We start from the raw sequence: 26020 nt of genomic DNA, 5'->3' as shown, positions 1-26020 counted from the left end.
TACACGGTCCCGTGGCAGATGCCTACACCATCGCGGCGCGAAGCACACAGATCCGCGTTGCGATGATGCTCTGACACATCAGTCGTGACCGGCTTCTGTATAGGCTCTGTTTTTCCACTGAACTCCGCGTCCCCTGTGATGGTTGACGGCGGAACTGACGGTCGCGGCTGTATAGAATACGGCGACGACGGGCAGCAGGATGGCCCACAGGGGCGACATCCTGAACCGACGCAGGGTTGGTATGTATGATCCCATTGAAATCAGACAGACCGCGAGGCCGATCCGACGTGGCAGCCCTTTACTGAAGAGCGCGAAAAAAACCGGGGCGATCCAGACGAGGGCCATGCCGAGGACGGTTCCGAGCAGCAGCAGGGGAGAATAATGCAGTTGCACGTAGGCCGTACGGGCGATCATCTTCCAGATGTCGCGGGGGTGCGGATAAGGACGAATCGACCGTGCCAGACAGGAATGACCGAGATAGATCCGGCCTCCGGTCCGCTTGACGTGAGCAGCCAGCGTGCAGTCGTCGATCAGGGCGCTTTTTAACGCCTCGATGCCGCCGATGCGGGTCAGGGCGTCCCGGCGGATGAGAATCGTTCCGCCTGCGGCGCCGGCAGTCCGACTCGCCGGATCGTTGACGCGCGCGAAGGGGTAAAGAAGGGCGAAAAAGAATACGAAGGCGGGCACCAGCGCTTTCTCGGCGGCGCTGGTGCAGTTCAGCTCGACCATCTCCGACACCATGTCGAGTTTTTCCCGTTCCGCTTTTTCGACAAGCGTCGAGACATGCCCGGGATCGTGCTCGATATCGGCATCGGTCAGGAGAATGTAGCCCTGATCTTCGGGGCTGTCTTCGCGGACCCGGAGAACCCCCTGCTGCACGGCCCAGAGCTTGCCGCTCCAGCCTGACGGACGGCGCTGACCGTCAAGGACAGTCAGGCGGGCGTCCGGATCGGGCAGGCCCTGTGCCAGCGCCCCGGTTCCGTCCGTGCTTCCGTCATCCGTAAGAACGACGCGAAAAGCGCCCGCGTAATCCTGTGCGAGCAGGGACGCGGTGCATCTTCTGATCGATTCAGCCTCGTCCCGTGCGGGGACCACGACGCTGACCGGGGGCAGAGGGGCTTTTGCCCTGGCGCGCCGGAGGATCGGGCCGGCCTGCCAGAACCGTCCGTGGAAAAAAATGAGGAAGAGCCAGATGAGCGCGGCAAGCGCGGCGCAGAAACCCGCCATTACCCTGTTCTCTTATCGAAGCATTCCGACTTCACGGAACCAGTCAATCGCATCTTTCACCGCCTCCCGCGCTGGTCTGGGGTGGTAGCCGAGTTCGCGAATGGCCTTATCCGAAGAGAAAAACATTTTCTTTTTCGACATGGCCAGCATTTCACGGGTGACGCGGGGTTCGATTCCGAAACGACGCGACAGCCACTCCGATGCGACAGCGACCGGCCAGATGACTTCCTGAGGCAGACTGATCCGCGGGGGCTTCACTCCGGCGATTTCAGCCACCATCCGGAAAAGATCGCCAAGCAGATAGTTCTGTCCGCCAAGAATATAGACTTCGCCGATTCGACCGCGTTCGAGGGCCAGGGCGTGGCCTTCCGCGACATCATCGACATGCACGATATTGACGCCGGTATCGACGTAAGCCGGCATCCGTCCGGCGGCGCAGTCGAGGATCATCTGTCCGGTCGGTGTCGGCTTGATATCCCGTGGACCGACGGGTGTTGACGGATTGACGATGACGGCCGGAAGGCCTTTCTCCTGCGTCAGGCGCAGGACCTCCTGCTCGGCGCGGTATTTCGATTTCTTGTAGATCCCGATGACCGAGTGCTCGTGGACGGGGGTCTCTTCATCCGACACCGTGCCATCCCCGATCAGCCCGAGTGCTGCGACGGACGAGCAGTAGACGATGCGTTCCACGCCGGCGGCCTGCGCGGCGAGCATCAGAAGTCGGGTGCCTTCGACGTTGGCCGCCATCATGGGCGCCGGGTCGGGCACCCACAGTCTGTAATCCGCCGCAACGTGGAAGACATAGCGACATCCGGCGACGGCGCGGGCGAATGTTGCCGGGTGCGAGAGATCGCCTTCGACGAGTTCGGCCGGGATATCGGCAATATTCCGGCGATCGCTTCCCTCACGGACCATCAGCCGGAGATTATGGCCGCGGGAGAGGAGCGTACGCGCGACGGCCGACCCCACAAAACCGGTGGCACCTGTGACGAGTGTCGGCGCAGTCATGCAACAGAGTCCTTCAGCATCCGGTAACACAGAGGCTCATTGCTTATCCCGATGAGGCCGCGAAAGGCCAGAGCGGGTAGCGAAACAAAACCGCATTCCTGTCAGGCGTCAGGCTGGCCATCCTGTAACTGACTGGCGCGAAAAGATGGTGTGGTGTATGGCGAGGCCCTGTTTTCTTCTGTGGAAGCCTGTTTTTACTGCCGGTCTGTGTTCTCAGACAGTCAGGACGCGGCCTGGAACGGAAGCAGCGTGAATGAGCGCAATGTGGATTTTTCCGGAGATCGCATGCCATCCGGATATGTGACCCGTCGGGGTCAGACATAGATTTGAAGATTGCATCGCACCCGGTATATCGCGTTGCCCTGATCTGAGTGGGCTATAACCAGTGGACATCATTGCGCCTTGAAGAAGCTCACCATTCTGCTCACCCTTCTCGGGCTGGCGGTCATCACAGCCGCGACAGCCTGGAGTGGCTTCGGCTCGGTTGCTGATGCCGTGATGCGCATTGGCGCGGGCGGTTTCATTATCACTGTTCTGGCCCAGGTGGGCGTGGATCTGGTGCTGGGCGCGGCCTGGCACGCGGCCTTTCCCGCGATGAGTTTCCTCCATCTCTTCAAAGCCAGACTGGTGCGCGATTCCGCGGCGACCTGCCTGCCCTTCTCACAGCTTGGCGGGATCGTTCTTGGCATTCGCGCGACGTGCCGGCACCACGGCGTGCATGGCAATGACGAGGGTCCGGTTGAGTGGCCGGAAGCGGCATGCGCCAATGTGGTGGACATCACGACCGAGGTTCTCGGGCAGATCGTGTTCATCCTGCTTTCCGTCACTCTTCTGGCAATCGGCGCGGGCTCTAACCCGCTGGTCAAACCGGTGATTATTGGCGCGCTTCTGCTCGCCATCGGCATTGCGGGCTTCATCTGGACCCAGCAGAGAGGCGGCACTGCGGTCAAACGCACGGTGCGTTTTCTCGGGCAGCACATCGCGGGTCAGTGGCAGGCGACGATGCTGGACGGGGCCAGCACGCTTCAGACCCTTATGGACGACGCGTGGTCGCATCCGGGCCGTATTTCGGCATCGGCGGCCATCCATTTCGCAGGGTGGGTGAGCAGTGCCGGACTGCTCTGGCTGACTGTTCTTCTGCTCGGCAGCCATCTTAGTTTTCTCGATGCCATCGCCATTGAGGGTGTGACCTGCGGGCTTCTGTCGGCATCGTTTCTGGTGCCGGCGGGGCTTGGTGTTCTCGAGGGCGCTTACATGGCCCTGGCCCATTCCTTCGGATTGCCGTCATCCGTGGGGCTTGCACTCGCGCTGCTGCGGCGTGGTCGCGAGTTCTCTATCGGGATTCCGGTTCTGCTGTTGTGGCAGGCGTCAGAAATGCGCAGCCTGCGCGCCCGCACCAATGCTGCTTCCGATGCTGTAACGGACCAGCCGAATCCTGTCAGGGTGGAGGAAGCGCCGCATGGATGACCGTATTGCCTCTTCCGCCAATCCGCTTTTCGATACGCTTGTGGTGATCGGGCCCGGGCTGATTGGCGCATCGGTTCTGCACCGGGCCCGTCGTGATGGTACGCTGGCCCGGCGGCTGATTGCGGTTGACGTCAATCCTGTCTTTCGGGACCGGGTGCGGGAACTCGGCATTGCCGATGAAGTGACCGGAGATGCCGCTTCCGCGGTTGCGGACGCTGACTGTGTCATGCTTTGCGTGCCGGTCGGTGCCATGGGCGAGGTTGCGGCAACGGTCGTCCCGGCCATGCGTTCCGGCGCGATTCTCACTGATACCGGTTCAACGAAGGTTGCTGTGATTGAAGCGATTAAACCATCGCTTCGGCCGGATATTTCATACGTTCCTGCCCATCCGATGGCGGGAACCGAATTTTCCGGTCCTGACGCCGGGTTTGCGACTTTGTTCGATGACCGGTGGTGTCTGCTGACGCCTCTTCAGGATGTGAGCTCCGACAGCGCTGTCGAAGCCGTCGAAACGCTCTGGCAACGGTGCGGCGCGCGCACCAGGACCATGGCCCCGGAGCATCATGACCGGGTCTGCGCCATCGTGAGTCATCTGCCGCATCTTCTGGCCTTCACGATCTGCGGGACGGCGGACGATCTCGCGGATCAGACGCGCTCGGAAGTGCTTGACTTCGCAGCCAGTGGCTTTCGTGATTTCACGCGCATTGCGGCGTCTGACCCGATCATGTGGCGGGACATTTTCCTGTCCAACCGTGAAGCGATTCTGGAAATGCTGGCCCGCTTCATGGAGGACGCTCAGGCGATGGCCCGTGCGATCCGGTGGGATGATTCCGATTATATCGTCGATCGGATCGAACGCGGTCGCCAGATTCGTCGCAGTCTGATCGGGAACCATCAGGCCTGACTGTTGACCGGTGCGGGGCTGGCAGGGTTCTGCCCTGCAGTCCGGCAAAGGTTCTGTCAGCGTTACGTGTTGATCAGTGATTTTTCAATGGACTGGCAGAAGACCGGGCTCTGCCCGAACCCGGCAGGGACCGCAGGCCCCTGCACCCAGATTGATTAATAATAAAATGTGGTTTCCAAAGGTCTGTGACCTTTGGTGGGTTCCAGGGCAAAGCCCTGGGAGGGAGCAGGCACTTAAAGATAACAGAGGCTTTGCAGGCCATTTATTATAAGGGGCTTTTGAAACAGCCTTTTAACAAATCGGGGTGCAAGGGGCCTGTGGCCTCTGCCGGGTCCGGGCGACCTGATCCCGAAATCAGTCTTCACAGCTCAGGGTATTATTTCATTTCCGCCAGAGTTCTGTGGCGGCGGAACAGACGCGTGACGCAGGAAGACAGAGACGCAAAGACGTCCGGGGCGACCCGGCGTATCACGAGCAGCAGCAAGGCAGATGCGATGATCGGTGTCGGGCACACTGCGATTAAGAGGCCGCAGAACCTGGCTCCGAAAAGATAGGTATAGGCAAGGAAGAGAATGAATTTCTCTCCGGGCAGCCATTCTGTCTTCAGAGCCCGCGCCAGCACCCAGGCCATCGGGAAGGCCAGACATCCCAGATCGTAATCGAGAAGAAACGGGGTACAGAATGGAAGAGCTCCGATCATGAGCATCATTTCAGGGGCGCACGGACCGGCCCCGGACTGATCCGCTTTTTTCCGGTTCAGGTGAAAACACAGCCATCCGACGCATGAAAGAACCAGCACGGTTGTTGTGATCTGAATCGTGTATGCCAGCGATATGCTGCCATGCAGGAGCCGGACAGATGTAAACACGCTCTGCATTTTCCAGAAGGGAACATGCCCCATTTCGAATGTCTGCCGCGCTGAGCGGCTCATCCGGAAGAAACCTGTCCAGGCGACTGTCCCGAATACCATCCATGAGGCAGCGATCAGAGTCATGCCTGAAACGATGCCTCCGGCAATCACCCGCCACTGACGCGCGCAAAGCAGAACAACGGGCGCTGCCAGGAGAATCTGTGGCTTGATGACCAGGCACCCCAGGCATAATCCCGCCAGAAACGGGCGTTGACGCATCAGGACTGCGCCCCAGCCGAGCAGAGCTGCTGTCAGAATGCCATTCTGACCGTTGGTAAAATTAATGACAAAACCGGGAAATGCGAGAATGGGGATCGTCGCCCATGGCTGAGGAAGAATACGCCTGAGCGCGCGGACAAATGCGACGCCGGCAGATGCCAGCCAGAAGGACGCGGCCAGAGCAGATGGCAGAAGAGCCATCGGAACGCATGTCAGCAGAAATGTCGGAGGGTAGAAAAACGCGAAATTTCCAAAAGTTTGTCCGGGAAAGGCGGCCAGTTCGGCGAGGTGATGTTTTGAGGCGTCATAAACCTCTGCCATGTGCCCGGTCAGCACCTGATGCGACGCGGCCCAGAAGCTGACGAAATCTCCGAAGACCGGCACGGCATCCGGTTTGGCATTCCAGTACGGCTGCAACAGCATCAGCACGAAAGTTGCCCAGCCAAACAGGCCAAAGATCTCGCAATAGGCACGCGCACGGCCGGGTGTAAGCCAGTCAGCGCGCATGAACGCCGCTTTCATGAACTGCCGGACTACGTGCATTCCTCATCCCGTCTGTCTGAACGGGCGCAACCTTCGGTCCTGGCGGTTAATATTGCCTTTCTGCTTATGAATGACGTGACTTCGTTCATGTGACAGGCATGGTGTGACAGCGTATGCTGAAACTCCACGCAGACGATGCCGGACATCACTGGAAGTAAGAGGCCTCAGGGAGTACGCATTATGGCCACAGCCTCAGTTCACCCGGATTATGCAGCCCTCCGGTCCGCTCCGGTTGCCACCGATCCTTTTCCTTATGTTGTCGTGCCTGATTTTATTCGCCCGGATGATCTGAAGGCTCTGCATGTGTCGATGCCGGAGATCACGTCCGGGGGGTCATTTCCACCCGGTGCTCTGACACTTTCGCCTCTCGTGAAAAATCTGATCGCACAGATGGAGGGGCCGGAATTACGGGCTCTGATCGCGGAAAAATTTGATCTGGATCTGCATGATGCTCCGGCGATGCTGACCCTGCGCGGTCGCACCCGTGAAAAGGACGGGCGTATCCATCGTGATTCGACGGCAAAACGCGTGACTGTTCTGCTGTATCTCAATCCCCCTGGTGCGGCGTTTGGACGGCAGGAGGGGTGTCTGAGGCTTCTGCGCGGACCGGATGACGTGGAGAATTATGCTGTGGAAGTGCCACCGATCAACGGCACGCTGCTGGTGTTCCCGAACTGCGCGACGAGCTGGCATGGTCATCGGCGCTATGTCGGCCCGCGTTATACAATTCAGCTCAATTATATGGAGACAGGCAGCAAGGCCCGTTCCGAAATGCGCCGGCACAAATTATCCGCGCTTGCGAAGAGGCTGCCTTTCGCGGCCTGATCGTGGCCCGACCGGGTGGAGAATGTCCCGCAGGGGGCATGTATTTTTGAGGATTTTATCCCGGCACCCGGCAAAAATCACAGATCTTTGGAAAAGCCTTCTCAGCGTTACGTGCTGATCTGTGATTTTTCAGAGAATTAGCAGAAGACCGGGCTCTGCCCGAACCCGAAAGGGGTCGCAGACCCCTTTCCCCCGGTTTATTTATAATAAGATGGTTTCCAAAGGTCTGTGACCTTTGGTGGGTTTCAGGGCAAAGCCCTGAGAAAGGGCCGGCCGCTGACAGAGCCATTTAACTGTGACGGTCGTGAATATCGGCGTCCGGAAATTCTGCTCTGGAACGCGTGTCGGATCGCAGGCAGAGGGCGGCCTCTTATGCACCGTCCATGTTTTCCACGTCATCCTGCGGCGCGGAGGGGTCAGTCTCAACCGGCTTCCGGAGCAGGACAAAACCGGTCACCAGGAGGATAACGCCCAGTAAAAGGGGCGTGCGACGCAGGGACCAGATCAGCCATGAATCGCCGTCTCCGGGATTATAGATCAGCCCCCATCCGGAAATAATGACGAGTGTGAACCCGAAAAACAGACTCGCAAGAATGATTACGAGGCGGCGCATATAGTTCGGTTCGCCAGACGACATAAGGCTCCTCGATTTCAGTCCATGTCGGAGAGAACGCCTCGCCCGCCTGATCGTTTACTGTTTGAGCGCGCGTGCCCAGATATTCTGCGTTTCAAGCGAGACCGGCAGCGCCGAACTTGTCAGCGGGACGCCACGCCAGCCGGCGCCGATTGCGGTGTACAGATTGACGGCATCACGCAGACGTTCGAGCCTCGAAAGAGCTTCCGCGTTCTGTGCGTTCAGTGTCGTCCGCTCGGTGGTCAGAACGTCCAGGAATCCGATCAGGCCGGCGGCGTAGAGCTTGCGGGCCCGCTCGCTGGCGAGCGAACTGTCTTCGGCCGCTTTATGCAACTGCTCCTGGTATTCGATGTCATCATGCCATGCGGCCATGGCATCCTCGACCTCCCTGAAACCGGTCAGCACGGTCTGACGATAATTCAGTCTGGCGGCTTCCGCTTCGGCCTGGGCCGCGCGAACGGCTGAGGTGTATTTGCCGCCGTGGATCAGTGGCAGGCTTGCCATCATCAGGAATTGCCAGCTCATCGCGTTGGCCTGGAAGAGCTGATACATCGCCGAGGCATTCGGGTTGAAGTTCAGCGGAATCACGAAGTGTGGATAAAGATCCGACACGGCGACGCCGATCTGAGCCGTCGCCACAGCGTAATTACGCTCAGCCATCCGGATGTCAGGCCTGTTCGCGATCACGATTGACGGCATTGTGGCAGGGAATGCCGGCACAACAGGCAGAGGCTTTACGATTTTCAGCTCTTCTTCGAGCGTGCCGGGCATTTCACCGACCAGCACCGAGATCGCGTGGGCGACCTGGGAGACGCGGGTCTTGAGCGGCTCACGCGCGGCGATCTGCGCATCGAGTTCGGCCTGTGCCTGCGCGATCTGCAGGGTGTTACCCAGACCTTCCGCATAGAGCCGGTTTGTCAGATCGAGGCTGTCCTGGGCGACGCGGATATTGTTGGTCGCGATCTGGATCTGAAGCTGCGTCACGCGCAGCAGCATGTAATCATTCGCGAGTTCGGACAGCAGCGTCATCAGCAGGGCGCGGCGGCCTTCGACGGAGGCTTCAACCGCGTGTTCCTGGGCTTCGACGCTGCGCCGGATACGCCCGAAGACATCGATTTCCCAGGTTGCCGACATACCGTATGTCAGCATGGAGGCTTCGGGACGGTTTGCAGGATTGCCGGGACGAAGCGGCCAGTTATCGATGTTCAGAGAATAACGGACGTCGCCGCCACCTGCATTGGCATCGACCTGCGGATACCAGGCTGAAGCCGCTTTGTCCCGCATAGCCCGCTCCGACAGAATTCTCTGTCCGGCGATCTGCAGATCGTAGTTCCCTTTAATCGCTGCCTCGACGAGCTTTGTCAGAACGGGGTCATTAAAACTCGACCACCACTCCGTCATTTCCTTGTCGGTATGGGCGATTTCCTCGGGTGTTGCCGGGTGTTCCTCGGCTGTTTCGGTGAAGCCCGGGGGCAGCTTCATCCGGTCAGGCTGGAAATTCGGTCCGACCGAGCATCCGGCCAGAAGAGAGCCTGCCGAGAGAAAGAGGACGGCCCGCCGGCGCATTCCGGCAAGACGCGCACGCCATGCCGGAGAGACCGGGGCCACAGGCATGCCGCCGGACTCTGAGCGGTCCGGGCAAATCCCTGCATTCGACGAATTTTCAGCAACCATTGCTCTGTGCATCATCGCGTCCGCTGGCTCACAAGTGGTCCTGCAGCCATGTGGTCAGCTTACCCCGGCGGCTTCTCGACTCAGGGCCAACACTGATCGTTGCCGTCATGCCGGCAGCCAGAGTCACCCCTTCAGGCACATTCTCCAGATGGATACGAACAGGGATACGCTGTGCAAGACGGACCCAGGTGAAGATCGGATTGACGTCCTGCAGGCCGAGCCTGTCCGGATTTCCGTTCGTGTCGTTGATACCGCGGGCAATCGAGATGACGTGGCCAGGGATAATCTGTTTGTAGCCCATCAGTTTCACGCGGGCGGCGTCTCCGACATGGACGCCCCACATCTTCGTTTCCTCGAAGTAACCATAAACCCAGTATGAATCTGAATCGATGACTGCCAGACGGGCCTGTCCGGCTGTAGCATAATCACCGACACGCAGGTTCAGGTTCGTGATGTAGCCGTTCACCGGCGAATAGAGCACCGAGCGCTGAAGGTTCAGCTTTGCGACATCAAGCGCAGCGCGCGCGGCATCGACGGCCGCGATTTGCGTTGCGACACTTGAATTGAAGACTTCCTGTTCTTCAGCCGAGACGATGCCGGACAGCCCCATGCGGCGCTTCGCGTCATTCTGCTTGAGCTTCAGATCTTCAAGCGCGCCATCAAGCCTGGCCTGTGCTTCACGGATCGCCAGGCGGAACCGGACGGGATCGAGCACGTAGAGCGGATCGCCTTTATGGACGAACTGGTTGTCGACGACGGGGACCTGAACAACGGTGCCTGGAACTTCAGGCGCCACATCCACGACATACACACGAACGCGACCGTCACGCGTCCAGGGTGCGATCATGTATGTGTTCCACAGGGTGATCCCGAGGACGACAGCCAGCGCGACGACAGCCAGGGTCAAAATCACGCGGATCAGAGTGCGGAGCAGCGGCATTGCGGTGACTCAAAAACCTTCAAGCGGAAGAAACAGCTCAGACATAAAGAATGAGAAGACAGAGAATACAGGTGTAAAGCGCAACCTCGAAAAGAGCGAAGTGCCAGAACCAGCGCATGACCCCGCTCCACCAGAGCAGAAACCGCACGAATATCGTCACAGGCAGCGCGGCGAGCGCGTAGACCACAATCGGCGCCATGAACACGCCGAACAGATTAAACTCGGTCAGCATGAGGCAGCTCTCGGGTCAGGTCGTCTCGGGCGTGGCATGGTCAACAGGCGCAGATCCGTATGAGCGCGGGGATGATCCGCGCCTTGCTGCATCGGGCCTTCCTTATGAAAGAAACCCGGCACGGCGTCGATAAGCTGTGCAGCCTGTACGAGACAGGCTGCCATGCGTCTGGCGGTGCCCATAACTGCCACATTCTCATCCGGGCGCATGTCTTCAGTGCCGGAAATGTCACCGTCCTCGCCCATCCAGGCCCCGGAAACTGCCGCCGGACGGACCAGGTGCTGTCCCTCCTCACGGCGGACGGGCGCAGATGACGGCGACTGAGCCAGACCGGGCCTGATCGCCACGGCGGATGCACGCAGGCGTTCAGCTGTGGCCAATGGGTCACGCCTCAGGTCACGCAATGACTCCAGCGCGTGCATGACGGCCTTCTCCTGCTGCGGAGTCGCGTCTCCATCGCGCAGTAAGGTTCGCAGGCGCATGACGACGCGCCCGAGGGCGACGGCGGCGAGGGCTGCATCTGTTACGTGAAACACGCGCTCACTTGTATCGACAAAAGCCAGACGCTGGCTCAGGCGCAGCACCCGTTGCATCTGCAGATATTCCCAGCCGGGCCAGCTGACTTCTTTTCGCAGAGGGAGGGCAGCGAATTTCTGGACGGACCGGCAGAGTGCGGTGACGAGCCGGGAGACATCCAGGCGCTGATCGGCAGGAAGGATCACCCGGAAGACGAGCGCCAGCAGGGCGGCGGCGATCAGAAACGCGAACCATCCGTTGAACAGCGCGATGTCATCGTATCGAACGGGATTCTGTACCCGAGCCATCACGTTGAAAAACACGGCGTAGCCAAATCCGCGCAGGGCGTATTTCGGATGGAACTGAATCCATATTCCTGGCAGCAGGCAAAGGACCAGGGATGCCCAGAGCAGAGGGAATCCATCGGTCCTGGGCAGAAGAAACGTCTGGAAAACATAGCAGGCCGGAACAGCGAGTGCGGTTCCCGATGCCAGAAGAACGGCGCCGCGTGTTGCCGATGGCGCGGTGGCCAGCAGACATGACGCTGCGATGAGATAAACCAGCATGTTTGGTGCGGATGACCAGTGCAGGACGTACCACATCAGGCAGCCGATCAGCGTCACGAGCATGCCACGTGCTCCGTTACGCAGAGCAGCCGGCCATTCGAACAGGGGCATGAGCCTGACCCCCCGCTCACGCCAGGCGACGTCGGAGAGGTTATCTACGGCGAGGCCAAGCTGAACCACGATGTCGCGTTCGGTATCGATAGCCGCAAGGCCGGAAAGATCCGGTGTTTCCTGCGCCAGCTTTTCGATCTTCAGGATTGCGGTGCTGATCCTCGCGCGAATCGGGGCGGGATCAGCATGGAGCAGTGTTTCGGCTGGCATATCGGCCAGTTCCCGCATCAGGGTTCCCGAGATCGAGCGGGCGCGGATCACGCGCGATGCGTCACCTGAGGGGAGTTGCTGCCATGCGGCATGATGCGTGCTCAGCAATCCGAGCAGCCGCGACACGCCCTGGTGGAGGGCCGCTGATCGGCGGCTGACCTCATAATCTACGGAAGACGCATATTCGATGGCTTCCGTCACAGCAGCGGCCTGGGCGAGAAGGCGGGCACGTGCGCCATAAGCGGTCGCATCCATTTCACGGAACGCGCCCTCCTGGCCGGCTTCATCGGAGCGGGGCGCCCCGGCGTCCCGTTCTGTGGGTGACAGTGACGCAAACTGGGACAGGACATCCCGAAGCAGCAGTTCAATACGTGTCGCGGCTGTATTGGGGCTCTTCATCGATGTGATCTGAAAGACGACGGCTGTACTGATAATGCCGACAACAACGACCGAGAGCCGTGACATGGCGCTGAGAAAGATCAGGTCAGGATCGTCGAAAGCGCTCACCGCTATGATGATGATCGTGTAGCCGGACAGCACGGCGGCGTACGCCCGGTAGAAGCGAAGCAGCGTGGCGACGCAGCAGGCGGCTCCGACCAGGGAAGCGAGCCCGGCAAAAAAGAGCACAGGTTGCTGCGGGAACACGGCCATCAGAGTGATGCCGAATGTTGTGCCGATAAGAGTGCCGATAATACGCCAGATGCTTTTCGACATCAGCGCGCCGGGGGTCGGATTGGCGACGATGAGCACGGTCGTCACTGCCGAAATCGGCTGTTCGAGCATCAGGAAGCCGGCGAGCCAGAGCGCCAGACCAACCGAAAGCGCGACGCGCACGGCGTAAAGAACGGTCGGCCGAAGGCGGGACCATTCGTAACGCCACTCTCTGAGAAGGATCTCTCCCCATGTCAGCACGTGCCGGATCGGGCGCGGTGCGGCGGGCTCGGGGATTGTCGCCGAACTGCTCATGGCGTCCGATTCGATGACACTGATCGCACAGGTCTGGCATCCGGGTGAATTCGGTCTGTTTCCCGTCCCTCCTGAAGGACGGACCAGACCTGATCAAAAACAGCAAGGCTTTGATTCAGGGCCTCTTCTGACACATCGGAAAGCAATCGTTCGCCAACACTGTCCGCGGCCCGGAGAACCCGGTCTGCCATGACCGTTCCGGCTGGCGTGAGAGTAATCAGTTTGGACCGGCGATCATCCGGATCCACGTCGCGGGATACGAGCCGCTGTTTTTCCAGCACATCAAGGACACGCACCAGAGACGGCGCTTCGACAGACAGCGCCCGGGCGAGGTCCGTTTGCCTTACCGGGGAGGGCAGTGACCGGAGATAGTAGAGCGGCCGCCATGTCGCGTCGGTGAGATTGAACTGCCGCAGATCATGGTCGATCTCGCGCCGCCAGAGGGTTGCCAGACGTGCGAGGCGGTGTCCGAATCTGCGTCTGCGTCCGGTGAGATCGCGTGCGGTTTCGTCGGATTCTGTTGCGGAAAGGGGCATGCGGAGACTGTTTCAGGACCCGTATAAGAAGGACGCTAACAGTTCGTATGCTTATTATTATGGCCAGACAAGATATTCCTGTCGGATCTGCGCATCACATTTGTAAGGACGCGTCAGGTAATCACAAAAAAGCGGGCCAGAAGCCCGCCTGGTTTCAGGTGCCGTTTTATACCAGAAGCCGTGAAGATTGACCTGTGGGAAGGGGTATCCGGGCTCGGCCCGGATCTGGCAGAGACCACAGGCCACTGCACCCCGGTTTGCTGATCATAAAACGGTTTGCAAAATCTCTGTTGTCATTAAGTGCTGGCACCTTCCCAGGGCTTTGCCCTTGAACCCACCAAAGGTCACAGACCTTTGGAAACCATTTTATCGGGGTGCAGGGACCTGCGGTCCCTGCCGGGTTCGGGCAGAGCCCGGTCTTTTGCTAACCCTTTGAAAAATCACAGATCAACACATAACAACAACAGAGCCTTTAGGAACCGGCCTGTTGATCAACTGGTTGGGGTGAAGGGGTCTGCGACCCCTTCCGGGTGCGGGACCCTGCCGGCCCTTACGCCTGTCAGTCTCTCCCAGGTCAGAGGTCAGAACCCGCTGACACTGGAGGATCAGGTGCGACGACGGCGGGAAACGATATTCCACATCTTGCGGCCTGCAAAACGCCCGACAGGACCTGTTACGGTCGTGGCCACAGCGGCGATGGAAGCAGCCTGTCTCAGTTCATTATAGTGACGGTCCCGGCTCATTCTGGCCTCGACTTCGGCTGGCAGAAGATAGGAATGGCGACCGAAGAAGACGAAGGCCAGAGCCAGGAAGATATCAAGTCCGAAGACCGCGGCCGGGGCTCCGACAGGCCCGAAACCAAATTTAAACAGGAAGATGGCCCAGAGCAGAGCGTGTCCGGTAATCAGGGAGAAGAATCCGAGAATGGCGGCGGCTACCAGGAACGCGGCCTGTCGGCCCAGGCGCATTGCCTTCTGCTGAAGGAGCTCCACTTCCGCCGCTGCGGCGGCTTTGCCTGCTTCGAAGATGCGCATAAGTCCCGGGCCACCCTGCTTCAAGACCGGCATCGAAGATGAGCCGGCTTCTGTTTCCGAATCACCTCTTCTGAAGTGCCCGAAGCAGATTTTCGCACTCTGTCCACAACTGGACACAGTGCTGTCTCTTAGCCCCGGACACCCCGGAGAGGGATGTCTCGGGGCGGGACCTTACCGCGACATCCGGCCCAGGACAAACCCGACGACGGCGGAGATTCCGATGGAAAGCAGCGGTTTTGCGCTCACTTTTGTCTCAACACTCTTCTTCTGGTGCTCAGCAATGTCGCGGGCATTCGTAACGGCGGAGTTCGCGGCGTCAGAAAGAGTCGGGACGACATGATGATTCAGAAACTGCTCCAGCTGGTTTTTGAGTGAATCCAGCTCTTCACGTGCGGTCGTCGCTGCCTCGCTGACAGTCTGCTCAGCATTTTTCTTAATTTTTTCAGCGGACATGTGTCCCTGCTCCTCACAATGCGGTCAGTCCGCCAGCGGGCACCGGTTTTTCCGGGAGTCTGCCGACGGAACTGTTGCGATCTTAACGCGCTTTTGTATCTGTGGTTCCATGCTGCTCATGATGACCCAGCATGCATCCTTAGCGGGGCAGCGCTCTCCGGCACCGGCGACGACAGCTTCTCTTTCTCTCGTCGCGGCGGTGCTGTCGCGCGGTCGGTTCCCGCTGACCTTTTCGCTGGAGGACGGAGAGTGTCTGGCTCTGTTCAGTCTTTCCGAGACCGGCGACGAACGTGGCGTTGTCGCCGATACTCTCGCGGGACATCACCCATTCGTGTCGGGCCGGATGACTGTTGCCGGGCAGGACGTCACGCACCGGCCTGCCGGGACGCGGGGCATTGCCGTCGTGAGCCGCCGGGAAGTGCTGTTTGATCATCTCACTGTCAGGGAAAATGTTGCGTTTCCACTGCGCGTGAAGGGTATTCCGGCGTCTGAGCTCAGGCGTCTCACGGACGAGCGGCTGGCTCTTCTGGGTCTCGATAGCATAGCAAACACCCGTCCTCCCGGGCTTTCAGATGGACAGCGCCTCAGAGCGGCTCTGGCGCGCGCGCTGGCTACTGAGCCGGGTGTCGTCATTCTGGATGATATTTTTTCCGGGCTTGATGCGGAAACGCGTCGTGACATTCATCTGCGGCTGATCAGGCTACGGCGCGCACGCGCTCTGAGCCTGCTGCTGATCACGCGGGACAGAGCCGACGCGCTGGCGGCGGCGCGTCGGATCGGCGTTATGGCAGATGGTGTCCTGCTTCAGCTTGGTGATGCCGCCACCCTTATTGAGCGTCCGGCATCACCGCGAGTCGCTTCGGCCATGGGTGATGCAAATGTTCTGATCGGACTGGCTATCTCCGTTGATGATGACATTGCCCATGTTCGGCTTGCCTGTGGAGGAGAGATGGAAGCGATGGCCGATCCGTCTCTGACAGAGGGGGATCTGGTCGAACTTTGTGTGCGTCCCAACCAGATTGCCCCTCTTTTCCAGCGAAGACAGGCGGCAACTCAGGAGGAGTCGGAAGGGTGTCTGCCGGCCACTCTTCTGGATGTAATTCATCTCGGAGATCTCATCGTTCTGCGTTTCAGGCTTGCGGACGGGACAGAGCTGACGGTTCACCGGCCACCCGGCACCATGGCGCCGGGCGTCTCGCCTGGCAGCACTGCGCTCCTTGCCTGGAGAGCGGGAAATGCACTGGCCTTTCCGTCTGGCGGGAAACAGGGTTAATCTTGGAGATTATTTTTAGTTCAGGCCCAACCTTGCAGCGCGCGATCCAGCACGTCCCCTCACGCTACGATACTGCGGCCAGCCGTCCGCGCATCGCTCTTCGCTGCCTTCTGAGTGCCGTTCTGGCAGTTGCGGCCGGGCTGGCCAGTCTCAGAGCCGAAGCGCATCCGGTGCGGGTCCGACCTCCCGCGATTGTTGTGGGCGTTCCGCCCGGCACGCTGAGCACCGTCTTAAACGACGTGCTCTGGCGTCCGTTCATCCGTAATACGCACCAGCGCGTGACCGCCGTGATCTGGGACGGGACCTTATCGACCCTGCGACAGAAGCCGGGAGCAGCGCGGCACAACTGGTCTCTGCTTCTGGTCGAAGACGAGGTTGCTCAGGCCGGGTGCCGGGATGGTGTGTTCCTGGCGTCGGAAGCGGTCGCGTCTGCCGCACAGGATTCCACGGCCTGTTATAGTGCCGGTCCTTCGCTTGATTTTGCGCTCGCCTGGGACACATCACGTTTCCACGGCACGCCGAACTGGGCTGATTTCTGGGATGTTGCGCGTCATCCTGGAAAACGCGGGCTTCGTGCTGATCCGCGCAGTACGCTGGAGGTCGCTCTGCTTTCGGACGGCGTGCCGCCGGATGCCGTCTATCGGGTTCTGAGCACGCCGGAAGGTCTTGATCATGCTTTCCGGCGCCTGAATCAGCTTCGCCCCTATATCGTCTGGTGGACCACGTCGACCGAGGCGATACGCATTCTCACCACCGGCGCTGCGCTGATGGGGATGGCGGCGACGGTGGATGTTCTCGCCACAAACGCAGCATCCCCGAATCCGGGATTCGGTCTTCTGCCTTCTCCGCTGTTTCGTGTGAATTATGACTGGGTCATTCCGTCAGATACGGCCCGTGGCATCGCCGCTGCCCGCGGGTTGCGAACATGGGCTACCGCACCTGAACAGAAAAATGCCCTGACGCTGCGCCTGTCGGGCACGCAGGACGGAGAGATGGCTCAGATCATCAGGACGGGGCCGGGTATTCCGCATTTTCTGCCGCCGCTCCCGCTTAATAATGCCTTCTGGCACGATCATCTGCCTGCCATTGAGGAGCGATTCCGCCAGTGGATGTCCGAACATTGATGTGCCGGTCAGTCACCTGATGTCTGACTTTCTGTCAGAACCCGGCCTGCTGATCCTTCATGCGTCAGTGACCTTTGTATCGGCGGTGGTTCCTGCTCTCATCACGCTGGTTCTGCCCCGCAGGCAAGGCTGGCTTACTGCCTCTGTCGCGCTCTGGATTCCGGCGATCATGATCGCGTTCTGGTTGCCCTCTCTGCTGAGCGCGCCGGATGCTCCTGCGGGGGAGCCGCTTATGATTCTGGTTTCGGTTGTGCAGGGAATTCTGATCAGTCCGACGCTGAGTCTGCCCTTGCTGACGGCTTTATCAAAAGCTCACCCCAACCTTTCCCGAACGGCAGAGGGTCTCGGTGCGAACGGCCTGCAGCGTATTGTTCATCTCTGGCTTCCCTTACTCCGCTACCGGTTGATTTTCGGAGTCGGATCAGGCGCGTTGCTTGCCTGTCTGATGGCCCGTGTTGTGATTCTGCATGCGCATCATGCGGCATGAGAGACGTCAGGGAACTGTAGCGATATCCGGGTAGTCCGGGTTCTGCATGAGTTTGCGCAAGTGATGCGTCTGATGTCCGTGGCATTCTGTCAAAAGTCTGTTTCCGCGGAGCGCTCATCACGTTTATCATGGATGGCATGACAAATACGCTGCCCTTCTGGGAAACAAAATCCCTTGATGAGATGTCGACCGCCGAGTGGGAATCGCTCTGTGACGGCTGTGGGCGCTGCTGCCTTCACAAGCTGCGCGATGAAGACGATGACAGTCTTTATTATACCAATGTCGCCTGCCGGCTTCTCGATACGACGACCTGTCGCTGCAAGGATTATCCGGGCCGGCACCGCAAGGTGCAGGATTGCGTGACGCTGACGCCCACGATGGTTCGGACCATCGACTGGCTGCCCCCTACCTGTGCTTACAGGCTTCTCTCCGAGGATGAATCGCTCCCCGCCTGGCATCCCCTGATTTCCGGGACGGCTGAGAGTGTGATGGAGGCGGGCGTATCGGCTTCCGGGCGGTGCATCAGCGAACGGGAAGCGGGCTCGCTTGAGGAGTATATCGTCACGTGGCCGGCGAAGACTCCGACAGTATCGGTCGCTGAAGCGCGTCCGGCCCGGTCACAGGTCAGAATCCGGCGAAACGGCGGGCAATGATACCACCTTCCGGTTCGTCTTCCGTCCGACCGGCACAGAGCCTTCCGTGCTCCATCGCCATGCCGGACGGTCCGGTTCCGGTTGAATGGCGGCGATCCACCCGCGCGCGTCGGGTTTCTCTGCGTGTCAGTCCCCGGACACGCGGCGTTATCGTCACCCTGCCCGCGTCCGCGACGACGGAAGCCGGGCTGAGGCTTCTCCGGACACATACAGGGTGGATCGAGAAGCAGTTGCAGCGCAGGGCGCACACGCCGCGTTTTGAGGCTGGTGGCCGAGTTCCCATTGATGGCGCCGACCACGTTATTTGCCACACGCCTCATGGAACAGGTGGCGCGTGGCTTGAACAGTCTGAAATTCATGTGAGTGGTGACGCGGCTTTTATTCCGCGTCGTGTCACTGATTTTCTGCGCCGGCTGGCGACCCGAAAGCTCGCAGACCGGATGACTGCGCTTGGTGCGAGGACGGGGCTCATGCCCGCGCAGGTGGCCATTCGCGACACGACGAGCCGGTGGGGAAGCTGCACTGCCAGAGGCCGTGTCATGCTCTCCTGGCGCCTCGTCATGACGCCGGTTTTTGTTCAGGACTACGTCATTCTTCATGAGCTGGCCCATCTGCGGCATCTGAATCACAGTGCTGCATTCTGGGCACTGGTCGATCTGCTTACTCCGCGCCGTCATGAGGCTGAACGCTGGCTCAAACTGCATGGCGCCGCTCTGCTGCATGCTGGCGCCGGGCACTCTGTCGATTAAAAACCGGTCTTTTCGCTTATTCCCGCCTTGCCTTGTTGGGTTATGCCAGATACCCCGGCTGTCTCCGGCGAGCTTGGCGGAATGGTAGACGCACGAGACTTAAAATCTCGAGTTCTCAGGGACGTGCGGGTTCGAGTCCCGCAGCTCGCACCACTATAAAGCATTGATAACATTGGGTTTTTCAGGTTATCTACAACCTGAGACCCGTGTTTTGCTACACAGGTCTGCTACACACGGACCGCAACATGCTCATCCGTAGAGCCTCTGGGTACTCTTTCAGACAACGCGTTCCTGATGGGATTCGCAATTTCATCGGAAAAAATGAGATTTGGGTATCTCTCGATACCAATGACAAACCCATTGCAAAAAATCGTGCTTATGCGATTTGTGGATTGACAAATAAATTATTTTCAAGGCTGAAACTTGTGGAACGTGAACTCGCTCAAAGTGCCAATGATACAATCAGGGATATCATTGATGAGCGGTTCAAGCCTCTGTTCGATACCATCATATCAACATACGAAGCAGAGCTATCAAACCTGAAATCACAGTATCAGGTCATGAACGCCGAGCATCTGTTGGAGCGGCTTGAGCAGGATGATGCTTTTCTAAAATTTGCAGGAGATGCAAATGCCGAGGTTAGTAAAATTCATCAGTTGATGAAGGATATCCCTGACCTCGATATCAGGAAAAAAATGTCCGACATCTTGGGGCATTTCAATAATATCGAATCATGGACAAAGCCCAAAGAACCGCAGAAATCCCCTCTATTCTCTGAAGCATCCGAAGCCTTTATCCTTGCCAGTTCAAAGGATTGGAAAGACTCAGACTTCCGAGCTTATCGCAGTTCCATAAAGCGTTTTCTCGAATGCTGTGGAGATAAGGAAATCCGTCTCTATGGTGGTCAGGATGCTGGACACTTCAAAGAGTTAATGGAACAGCTTCCAGAGAACTATGGACGTAATACCCGAGATACAAGAACTGTTGTTCAGCTTGTTAAAGAAGCCAATAAGAAAAAATTAAAGCGGGTATCGGGTAAGTCTATTAAAAATCATTTTTCAAAGATGTCATCTATCTGGAGATATTATCTTCTCCGTGATTTGGTTGATAAGAATATTTTTATCGGCTGGAACTTCGACACAAAACAAAAAGTCAAACGTGTGAGATGGTCTGATGAATATCTTGAAAAACTCATTAACGCATCATTCGATATCTCAACGACGATATCAAAAGAGACATATGCCTATATCGTTGGTGTTGGCTCATATACTGGTATGAGATTAGAAGAAATCTGCCGGATACGTGTTGAAGATATTCAGGATATCCGAGGTATCCCCTGCATTATCATCCAAGAGCATCAGGGAACCAAAAAGGAACCTTGGACAGCGTGGAACCCGAAGAGTGAAGCTGGTGCCAGAGTTGTTCCTATAGCTCAAAAACTTATTGATGCTGGCTTCATGGAATTCGTTGAAAAATCTAGAAGGATGAAAAGCCCATACATCTTCTCCGAACTAAAATTTTCAGGAAAAGACAAAAAACGCTCGGGTTTAATTCAGCGGAATTTCTCAACCCATAAAAGCAGGTTGGGTATTCCTGCGACTACGGTTTTCCATTCCTTCCGTCATTATGCCTCAACAAAGCTCAGAAACATTCATGAGCATGGCGAAGGTGGATTGAGAGAAGTTTGGATTGATAATTTCCTTGGTCATGAAGGAAATAATAAGTCAGTCGGTAATACGGTTTATCTCGATGAAGTAGATGTTGAGAACCTTAAACGAGTGGCTGATGCTGTGGTATATCCTGAGTTCTGGAATATCAAAAAACTCATGGAAACGGACTAGAAACAATCATGAAAAAACTCATTTTTCTCATTCCATTATCCTTTTTGCTTTCATATCAAAACTTACATGCAGAGGAAAAGGCGTCAATTTATGGCGTTGGCGCTGTGAATTGTGGAAAATATTTAAAGCTCATAGAAAACAATAATTATTTAATAGCGTTTTCAATATGGAAATCAGGTTATTTTAGCGCTTTAAACTCTGTACGAACTGGTTTAGGTGAGCCTGCTGTAAATCTAAACGACAAACGATTATCACCTGATGCACAAGACACATTGATAAAATTCATATGCCAACAATCAAGACCAGATAATATATTCTCGGGTGTTGCCGCCAGCGTCTATGGACATATGGCAAAACAACAAGGTATCGATGTTTGGGACGTAATTGGTGTACATACCAAATAAAAAAGGGATAGATTTCTCTATCCCTTAACAATCTCTGCTATAATGATAATCACGACAAAACCAAACAACAGTAGAGTATGTTGTTATTATAATAGCATAATCTCCCGACGTTTTGTAACCCTTTTGTCAAAAGGAGAGCATGGACTATGATAATTTAGAGCAACATATATATGAAAACGATATCGCAATATATGATATCATTACCGCTCTTCACCCATTTTACAGATATAAACTTTATCAGTTAGTCGCAGAAAAGAGCGGTTTATCAACAGATAATGATGCTAATGAACTGGCTCTTAATGTCGTTCGTATGCTCTCAATCATGAAAAAATCTGTTGTTGATAGCTTTGAACTGACATCATTTTCTTATGCAGAATTACAATCTCATCAGCGAATCACAGGAACAAAATTAGCAAGGAAAGCAGACAAAGCACGCATTAACATGCGTAGAGTTCTTGGCTTGTCTATTGAAGATGATGAAGTTCAGCAAGACTTTAATCTAAACAAAAGAACCCGTTATGAATCAATAAAAATTATGGGTCGCAGTGTTCAGGATTCCATTAATGCAAAAAAGAAAAACAACAGGTCAAGAGACTGGATGATATCTCAATGTCTCAATAGTTCAATGCAATTGGCAGGAATGACACGAGACAATGACCCAACAATGAGCGGTTCATTCTTATCAGGAACATTACCTAGAAAATATCGTGGTTTATCTTTTGAACAATGCAATGAAGAAATTAACAACAGACTCAATAATATAAAGAAATATGCTGATAGGAAGGGCATTATATGGACTGGTGTATATGTTATAGAACTTCACAAAGACGAAACTCCACACATACACATAATCTACTATGTAGATGAATCTCAACGGTTAGAATTGTTAGACATTATCTTTAAGTTTTTCTGGAATGAAAATCCTGATAATCCAGAAGTAGACCAGAGAATACCAGACTTTGAGGGCGTTCTCGGCTATATCTTTAAAGACTATGGTAAACCTAATACACGTCATGGATTTATAGGATTAAGAAGAGATATTAGAACAATATGGAATAATCTATATATTAAAAACTTCGGTGATAAATCATTATCTTATTTATCATCAAATAGACTTTTTCATATTAGAAAAATGATGGATAAAAAATCTATCAATGATAAAATTGAGGGCATTCATGGATATATATTATTTTCTCTAAAAGGATTTAAATCTGATTATCTCAACTCAATAGGTAAGAATGATGAGCCTATAAAGTATGTTGGTTTATCAAGAAAAATCAGAGAAATGAGAACATATATTAATGTTTTCATTGATACAAATCTGGCTCGCAATTTCTATAAAAATACTCGCGTAAGATGTTATGTTTTATATTTTGGTTATAGTTATTTATATATAAATACCAAGATAGTATTAGATGGATTTTTCAGATTTGAAATTATTGAAAGTAGAGGTCAACCCCCTCCAAAATGGAAGGGATTGGATTATTTTTTTATCCTTAGCAAAAACATAATATCATAAATCAGAACATATTGGAGAAATGTATCGAGATATGAGAAAATTATGAAATCCCCACATCTCAACATAATTAAATATGATACCTCGGCAACCTGCTCCACCACCAATGATGAAGCAGGATAAATATTGTAAAATTTACCGAGGATTCTTCATGACAATATATAATATTTCTTCTTCTTCTCCGTCTAGAATCGCTATCCATTTTTCTATCTTATCGTCATATTTTATTTTGTGACTTATTCCCAATTCATTAATATCTTTCAATATTTTATTTCCGTCTTTCAAAGTTGCTGGAATTTTTGTGAAATCGATATCGCTAGAATCGACTATTAACTCAGAAGTCATCAATGTTCTCCTTAGCAGGTCCACGGGATGCAATCCCTGGCGAGTTATCCCTGAAGTTTAGAATAAACTTCATAAGCGATTGTATCGCTGGGGATATGCCTCGCTATAAGTGATATTTGCAAATATATGCTACAATAACAATCATGGAGATTCATAACCATGATGGAGAAAATGATACATATCCGAGTATCGGATAAAGAACATAAAGATATTCATGATTTTGCTAAACGTAAAAAAATTAAGGTCTCGGGATTTGCTCGGGCTGTCCTGTTAAATGAAAAAGCTGGTGGCTCACTTATTTCAGATGAATTGCTACTATTACGTAGAGAGTTATCCGCTATCGGAAACAATCTCAACCAAATCGCAAAACGTTCGAATAGCGGTGAATCTGTTGAGATATCTGGAATACTGAAAACAATCTCGGATACGCAAAATAATATTAATAAGAAGCTCAGACTATTCAGATGATAGTAGAATCAAACCCTATGTCATCTGATTCATCCGCTAAAGAAATATTTTCATATATATCTGAAAATAGTAAAAATGAAGATGTACAGCTATTGGGTGGCTCATTGCAGGATGTCGAGAATGCTTTAGTCGATGCGGAGCAATTCAATAGAAAAAATGGAATAAGACACTTTCAAATATCATCAAAAGAATCATTAACCGATGAACAATTCAAAGAGATGATTGAAAGAGTGAAAGCGGAATTTCATATCTCAGATGACGATATAGTTTTCTCCGCTATCCATACTTTCAAACGCTCTGACCCTAACGCTGACCCAAGACATGCACATCTCGGTGTGAGGTTAGTTAATCCTGAAAATGGTAAAGTTAAATCGTTCGATAACCTTTATCAGCGTCAGGAAAAAATCAGCCGTATGGCCGAAGTCGATTATGGCTTTCAGCTTGTTAAAGGTGCCCATAATCGTGCTGTCTGGCATCATGTCCCAGAGGAATACAAAGACAAAATAGCACCACTCTGCGAAGGAGACAGACCACAGAATTCTATGTCCGAAGGAACAATCAAGAAACTTACACGATTGGGAAAGGATACCTATGAAATCAAACAGGATATTAAAAATCTCTTTGCCGAAAGTCAGACATACAGTGAGTTTAAAGAGAAAATTGAAGACAAAGGCTGGACCATAACCAACGGAACAAAAAAGCCTGATATGCTCGTCATGAACGACGAAAACGGGATATTCCTCGGTTCAGTAAACAGACTTACAGGTATTAAAAAAAAAGACCTTGATGCCCTCATAGCTTCGCCAGATTCTCCAATAGATTCCTTTATAGCGAGGCATATCCCCAGCGATACAATCGCCATGGATAACTCGCCAGGGATTGCATCCCGTGGACCTGCTTTGGAGACCTCAGAGAAGCCTCAGGAAGTCGATAAAGATGCTTCAAGCACTACCGACCAAAGCAAAGCCCAGAAGCCTTCTGACGTGGATATCACCAGTATCATCGCTTCTGTTGATTCAGAAAAATCTGTTGCTACTGACGATATGAGTATTGAAGAAAAACAAGCTGTTAGCTTCTTCAACAAACAAGAATCTGAAAAAGATGAACTGACTAAAATGCAGTTATCCGCACAAAAAAAATTGGCTGAATCAATGCAAACGCTTGTTATACATGATTATAATTTTTACGAGATATGGGGGAACTGGTCTAAATATGTGAATAACGAAATCAATAGACAAACTGATATTATTAATCAAGAACATCCGCGATTAAAACATCTCGATGATAAACAAGTCAGAAGCTTCTTATATAAAAATTTCAAATCAGAGTTATCAGATTTTAAAGAAAGACGAAATCATCTGATTACGTTGAGAAAAGAGATTCGAGAGCATGATAAAAAATCCAATTCAATAACTGGCCTGTATCACGGATATCAAAAAAATAAAAAATCGGCTCAAGAAGAGGAGCAGATGGAACAGCTTAAATTATTGGCTCAGTTCATTATTGATTCCATGCTTCATAAAATGGGATTCCTGAAAAACAAGCCTGATAAAAATCACTATCTCACCGAGGCACAGCGAGAAGCAGTTCTCGCGAAATACAAACGCAATGAATATGCAAAATTGCTGGTACAACATGATGACCAATCAAAAGCTATTAATTCATTATCGACCATGAAGGTCTATCACCGAGATGGTGTTTTGAATGATTTCAAAAATAGACCAGAAGTCGAGATAGCAAGGGAAATGTTAAGAAAATTAGAGAAGGTTAAAAATATCGAACTCTCAAAACTTAATCCCGATGAATATGAACAGTTTGAATCTCATATTAAAGATTTAGACGTTGATTCAGTCAATAAACTTATGACTGAGCATTCAATGAGAACACTAAGAGAAGAACGGGAAAAAGACAAAACCAACGCTATAGGTAACATTCATGAAAATGATATCGAGCAGGAAAACCCTTCTGAAATAGAGAAAAATATCTATCGTAAGAAAATGAAAAAATCAGGCCAGTCTTTCAATAGATAAAATTTTATTTTGTTATTTATCTCTCAGGATTCCTTGTTTCTTTTAGAGCCTGAATCAGAAAGCGGTTTGATTGATTTTTCGCAGAACTCTGCGGATATGGGCAATCATCAACCATGCGCAGGATGACGAGATTGTTGTCTCGACATCCTTCGTGA

At 54.0% G+C, this 26020-nt stretch carries 25 protein-coding genes, 1 tRNA gene and 1 pseudogene; 14 read left to right on the top strand and 13 right to left on the bottom strand.

Annotated features, from left to right (window positions below; translation table 11 throughout):
• Positions 1-78 precede the first annotated feature (78 nt).
• Together GOB85_RS08170 and hpnA are read right to left on the bottom strand one after the other, a co-directional pair.
• Entirely contained in the window at positions 79-1227 is a 1149-nt protein-coding gene (locus GOB85_RS08170; RefSeq protein ID WP_173577093.1) for a glycosyltransferase, read from the bottom strand.
• A gap of 12 nt (positions 1228-1239) precedes the next feature.
• Positions 1240-2235 carry a hopanoid-associated sugar epimerase gene (hpnA, locus tag GOB85_RS08165; protein ID WP_173577094.1) on the bottom strand — a complete coding sequence of 332 codons (996 nt, stop codon included), beginning with the start codon at positions 2233-2235 and terminating at the stop codon, positions 1240-1242.
• A 402-nt stretch (positions 2236-2637) separates the two neighbouring features.
• On the opposite strand from hpnA, the gene GOB85_RS08160 reads away from it, so the two are divergent.
• Both GOB85_RS08160 and GOB85_RS08155 read left to right on the top strand, forming a co-directional pair.
• Complete coding sequence (locus GOB85_RS08160; RefSeq protein WP_173577095.1) at positions 2638-3702, top strand: lysylphosphatidylglycerol synthase domain-containing protein; 1065 nt, start codon at positions 2638-2640, stop codon at positions 3700-3702.
• Positions 3695-4606: a prephenate dehydrogenase/arogenate dehydrogenase family protein gene (locus tag GOB85_RS08155; RefSeq protein ID WP_173577096.1), complete on the top strand. Its 912-nt coding sequence runs from the start codon at positions 3695-3697 to the stop codon at positions 4604-4606. The genes GOB85_RS08160 and GOB85_RS08155 overlap by 8 nt, the downstream gene beginning before the upstream one ends.
• Before the next feature lie 376 nt (positions 4607-4982).
• Here GOB85_RS08155 and GOB85_RS08150 read toward each other — a convergent pair whose 3' ends face one another.
• Complete coding sequence (locus GOB85_RS08150) at positions 4983-6278, bottom strand: glycosyltransferase family 87 protein (RefSeq protein WP_173577097.1); 1296 nt, start codon at positions 6276-6278, stop codon at positions 4983-4985.
• 180 nt (positions 6279-6458) lie between these two features.
• Between GOB85_RS08150 and GOB85_RS08145 the strand changes: the two genes are divergently transcribed.
• The gene (locus GOB85_RS08145) at positions 6459-7103 is read left to right on the top strand and encodes a 2OG-Fe(II) oxygenase family protein (protein WP_173577098.1); all 645 of its coding nucleotides are present in this window, start codon (positions 6459-6461) and stop codon (positions 7101-7103) included.
• Between the two features lie 370 nt (positions 7104-7473).
• On the opposite strand, the gene GOB85_RS08140 is transcribed toward GOB85_RS08145, so the two are convergent.
• The 8 genes from GOB85_RS08140 to GOB85_RS08105 form a co-directional block, all read right to left on the bottom strand.
• On the bottom strand, positions 7474-7740 hold the full coding sequence (locus GOB85_RS08140; RefSeq protein ID WP_173577099.1) for a hypothetical protein: 267 nt from the start codon (positions 7738-7740) through the stop codon (positions 7474-7476).
• A gap of 54 nt (positions 7741-7794) precedes the next feature.
• Positions 7795-9303, bottom strand: a complete 1509-nt coding sequence (locus tag GOB85_RS08135) for an efflux transporter outer membrane subunit (protein ID WP_408737059.1) — start codon at positions 9301-9303, stop codon at positions 7795-7797.
• Positions 9304-9439: 136 nt separating this feature from the next.
• The gene (locus GOB85_RS08130) at positions 9440-10351 is read right to left on the bottom strand and encodes a biotin/lipoyl-binding protein (protein ID WP_173577101.1); all 912 of its coding nucleotides are present in this window, start codon (positions 10349-10351) and stop codon (positions 9440-9442) included.
• A 37-nt stretch (positions 10352-10388) separates the two neighbouring features.
• On the bottom strand, positions 10389-10583 hold the full coding sequence (locus tag GOB85_RS08125; protein ID WP_173577102.1) for a DUF1656 domain-containing protein: 195 nt from the start codon (positions 10581-10583) through the stop codon (positions 10389-10391).
• Positions 10577-12952: an FUSC family protein gene (locus GOB85_RS08120; RefSeq protein WP_173577103.1), complete on the bottom strand. Its 2376-nt coding sequence runs from the start codon at positions 12950-12952 to the stop codon at positions 10577-10579. The genes GOB85_RS08125 and GOB85_RS08120 overlap by 7 nt, the downstream gene beginning before the upstream one ends.
• A complete protein-coding gene (locus tag GOB85_RS08115) occupies positions 12949-13488 on the bottom strand; it encodes a MarR family winged helix-turn-helix transcriptional regulator (RefSeq protein ID WP_173577104.1) in 540 nt (179 codons plus the stop codon). Before GOB85_RS08115 ends, GOB85_RS08120 begins: the two co-directional genes overlap by 4 nt.
• Positions 13489-14093: 605 nt before the next feature.
• Positions 14094-14555, bottom strand: coding sequence for a hypothetical protein (locus tag GOB85_RS08110; protein WP_242011374.1), 462 nt, complete (start codon positions 14553-14555; stop codon positions 14094-14096).
• 138 nt (positions 14556-14693) lie between these two features.
• A complete protein-coding gene (locus GOB85_RS08105; RefSeq protein WP_173577105.1) occupies positions 14694-14975 on the bottom strand; it encodes a DUF883 family protein in 282 nt (93 codons plus the stop codon).
• Positions 14976-15093: 118 nt separating this feature from the next.
• On the opposite strand from GOB85_RS08105, the gene GOB85_RS19595 reads away from it, so the two are divergent.
• The 9 genes from GOB85_RS19595 (at position 15094) to GOB85_RS08060 (ending at position 23025) form a co-directional block, all read left to right on the top strand.
• On the top strand, positions 15094-16248 hold the full coding sequence (locus GOB85_RS19595) for an ATP-binding cassette domain-containing protein (RefSeq protein ID WP_277875883.1): 1155 nt from the start codon (positions 15094-15096) through the stop codon (positions 16246-16248).
• Between the two features lie 2 nt (positions 16249-16250).
• The gene (locus GOB85_RS08095; protein ID WP_242011373.1) at positions 16251-17372 is read left to right on the top strand and encodes an extracellular solute-binding protein; all 1122 of its coding nucleotides are present in this window, start codon (positions 16251-16253) and stop codon (positions 17370-17372) included.
• 19 nt (positions 17373-17391) lie between these two features.
• Complete coding sequence (locus GOB85_RS08090) at positions 17392-17859, top strand: hypothetical protein (protein WP_173577107.1); 468 nt, start codon at positions 17392-17394, stop codon at positions 17857-17859.
• A gap of 137 nt (positions 17860-17996) precedes the next feature.
• On the top strand, positions 17997-18512 hold the full coding sequence (locus GOB85_RS08085) for a YcgN family cysteine cluster protein (RefSeq protein WP_173577108.1): 516 nt from the start codon (positions 17997-17999) through the stop codon (positions 18510-18512).
• Positions 18509-19261, top strand: a complete 753-nt coding sequence (locus GOB85_RS08080) for a M48 family metallopeptidase (RefSeq protein WP_173577109.1) — start codon at positions 18509-18511, stop codon at positions 19259-19261. Before GOB85_RS08085 ends, GOB85_RS08080 begins: the two co-directional genes overlap by 4 nt.
• A gap of 67 nt (positions 19262-19328) precedes the next feature.
• A tRNA-Leu gene (locus GOB85_RS08075) sits at positions 19329-19414 on the top strand.
• Positions 19415-19506: 92 nt separating this feature from the next.
• The gene (locus GOB85_RS08070; protein WP_173577110.1) at positions 19507-21102 is read left to right on the top strand and encodes a DUF6538 domain-containing protein; all 1596 of its coding nucleotides are present in this window, start codon (positions 19507-19509) and stop codon (positions 21100-21102) included.
• An 8-nt stretch (positions 21103-21110) separates the two neighbouring features.
• Positions 21111-21506, top strand: coding sequence for a hypothetical protein (locus GOB85_RS08065; RefSeq protein ID WP_173577111.1), 396 nt, complete (start codon positions 21111-21113; stop codon positions 21504-21506).
• A gap of 139 nt (positions 21507-21645) precedes the next feature.
• Positions 21646-23025 carry a hypothetical protein gene (locus tag GOB85_RS08060; protein WP_173577112.1) on the top strand — a complete coding sequence of 460 codons (1380 nt, stop codon included), beginning with the start codon at positions 21646-21648 and terminating at the stop codon, positions 23023-23025.
• A 132-nt stretch (positions 23026-23157) separates the two neighbouring features.
• Here the strand turns inward: GOB85_RS08060 and GOB85_RS08055 are convergent, their stop codons facing one another.
• Positions 23158-23367, bottom strand: coding sequence for a hypothetical protein (locus GOB85_RS08055; RefSeq protein ID WP_173577113.1), 210 nt, complete (start codon positions 23365-23367; stop codon positions 23158-23160).
• A gap of 159 nt (positions 23368-23526) precedes the next feature.
• Between GOB85_RS08055 and GOB85_RS08050 the strand changes: the two genes are divergently transcribed.
• Both GOB85_RS08050 and GOB85_RS08045 read left to right on the top strand, forming a co-directional pair.
• Positions 23527-23835, top strand: a complete 309-nt coding sequence (locus GOB85_RS08050; protein WP_173577114.1) for a plasmid mobilization protein — start codon at positions 23527-23529, stop codon at positions 23833-23835.
• Complete coding sequence (locus GOB85_RS08045) at positions 23832-25865, top strand: hypothetical protein (protein WP_173577115.1); 2034 nt, start codon at positions 23832-23834, stop codon at positions 25863-25865. The genes GOB85_RS08050 and GOB85_RS08045 overlap by 4 nt, the downstream gene beginning before the upstream one ends.
• A gap of 54 nt (positions 25866-25919) precedes the next feature.
• Here the strand turns inward: GOB85_RS08045 and GOB85_RS08040 are convergent.
• Positions 25920-26020: pseudogene (locus GOB85_RS08040) on the bottom strand (IS5/IS1182 family transposase); the annotation flags it as partial.

This window comes from Acetobacter fallax (genome assembly GCF_011516735.1).
GTDB classification, from domain to species: domain Bacteria; phylum Pseudomonadota; class Alphaproteobacteria; order Acetobacterales; family Acetobacteraceae; genus Acetobacter; species Acetobacter fallax.
The sequence above is the reverse complement of the archived record's forward strand: the minus strand, read 5'-3'. Positions and strand labels throughout refer to the sequence as shown.

Bases quoted from the DNA above. Each gene is read 5' to 3' on its own strand.
- GOB85_RS08125 (WP_173577102.1), bottom strand. From the start codon at position 10,583: ATGCTGACCGAGTTTAATCTGTTCGGCGTGTTCATGGCGCCGATTGTG.
- hpnA (WP_173577094.1), bottom strand. From the start codon at position 2,235: ATGACTGCGCCGACACTCGTCACAGGTGCCACCGGTTTTGTGGGGTCG.
- GOB85_RS08115 (WP_173577104.1), bottom strand. From the start codon at position 13,488: ATGCCCCTTTCCGCAACAGAATCCGACGAAACCGCACGCGATCTCACC.
- GOB85_RS08080 (WP_173577109.1), top strand. From the start codon at position 18,509: ATGATACCACCTTCCGGTTCGTCTTCCGTCCGACCGGCACAGAGCCTT.
- GOB85_RS08085 (WP_173577108.1), top strand. From the start codon at position 17,997: ATGACAAATACGCTGCCCTTCTGGGAAACAAAATCCCTTGATGAGATG.
- GOB85_RS08105 (WP_173577105.1), bottom strand. From the start codon at position 14,975: ATGTCCGCTGAAAAAATTAAGAAAAATGCTGAGCAGACTGTCAGCGAG.
- GOB85_RS08060 (WP_173577112.1), top strand. From the start codon at position 21,646: ATGGACTATGATAATTTAGAGCAACATATATATGAAAACGATATCGCA.
- GOB85_RS08065 (WP_173577111.1), top strand. From the start codon at position 21,111: ATGAAAAAACTCATTTTTCTCATTCCATTATCCTTTTTGCTTTCATAT.
- GOB85_RS08150 (WP_173577097.1), bottom strand. From the start codon at position 6,278: ATGCACGTAGTCCGGCAGTTCATGAAAGCGGCGTTCATGCGCGCTGAC.
- GOB85_RS08045 (WP_173577115.1), top strand. From the start codon at position 23,832: ATGATAGTAGAATCAAACCCTATGTCATCTGATTCATCCGCTAAAGAA.
- GOB85_RS08070 (WP_173577110.1), top strand. From the start codon at position 19,507: ATGCTCATCCGTAGAGCCTCTGGGTACTCTTTCAGACAACGCGTTCCT.
- GOB85_RS08145 (WP_173577098.1), top strand. From the start codon at position 6,459: ATGGCCACAGCCTCAGTTCACCCGGATTATGCAGCCCTCCGGTCCGCT.
- GOB85_RS19595 (WP_277875883.1), top strand. From the start codon at position 15,094: ATGATGACCCAGCATGCATCCTTAGCGGGGCAGCGCTCTCCGGCACCG.
- GOB85_RS08140 (WP_173577099.1), bottom strand. From the start codon at position 7,740: ATGTCGTCTGGCGAACCGAACTATATGCGCCGCCTCGTAATCATTCTT.
- GOB85_RS08130 (WP_173577101.1), bottom strand. From the start codon at position 10,351: ATGCCGCTGCTCCGCACTCTGATCCGCGTGATTTTGACCCTGGCTGTC.
- GOB85_RS08120 (WP_173577103.1), bottom strand. From the start codon at position 12,952: ATGAGCAGTTCGGCGACAATCCCCGAGCCCGCCGCACCGCGCCCGATC.
- GOB85_RS08155 (WP_173577096.1), top strand. From the start codon at position 3,695: ATGGATGACCGTATTGCCTCTTCCGCCAATCCGCTTTTCGATACGCTT.
- GOB85_RS08135 (WP_408737059.1), bottom strand. From the start codon at position 9,303: ATGCGCCGGCGGGCCGTCCTCTTTCTCTCGGCAGGCTCTCTTCTGGCC.
- GOB85_RS08050 (WP_173577114.1), top strand. From the start codon at position 23,527: ATGATGGAGAAAATGATACATATCCGAGTATCGGATAAAGAACATAAA.
- GOB85_RS08090 (WP_173577107.1), top strand. From the start codon at position 17,392: ATGTCTGACTTTCTGTCAGAACCCGGCCTGCTGATCCTTCATGCGTCA.
- GOB85_RS08170 (WP_173577093.1), bottom strand. From the start codon at position 1,227: ATGGCGGGTTTCTGCGCCGCGCTTGCCGCGCTCATCTGGCTCTTCCTC.
- GOB85_RS08110 (WP_242011374.1), bottom strand. From the start codon at position 14,555: ATGCCGGTCTTGAAGCAGGGTGGCCCGGGACTTATGCGCATCTTCGAA.
- GOB85_RS08055 (WP_173577113.1), bottom strand. From the start codon at position 23,367: ATGACTTCTGAGTTAATAGTCGATTCTAGCGATATCGATTTCACAAAA.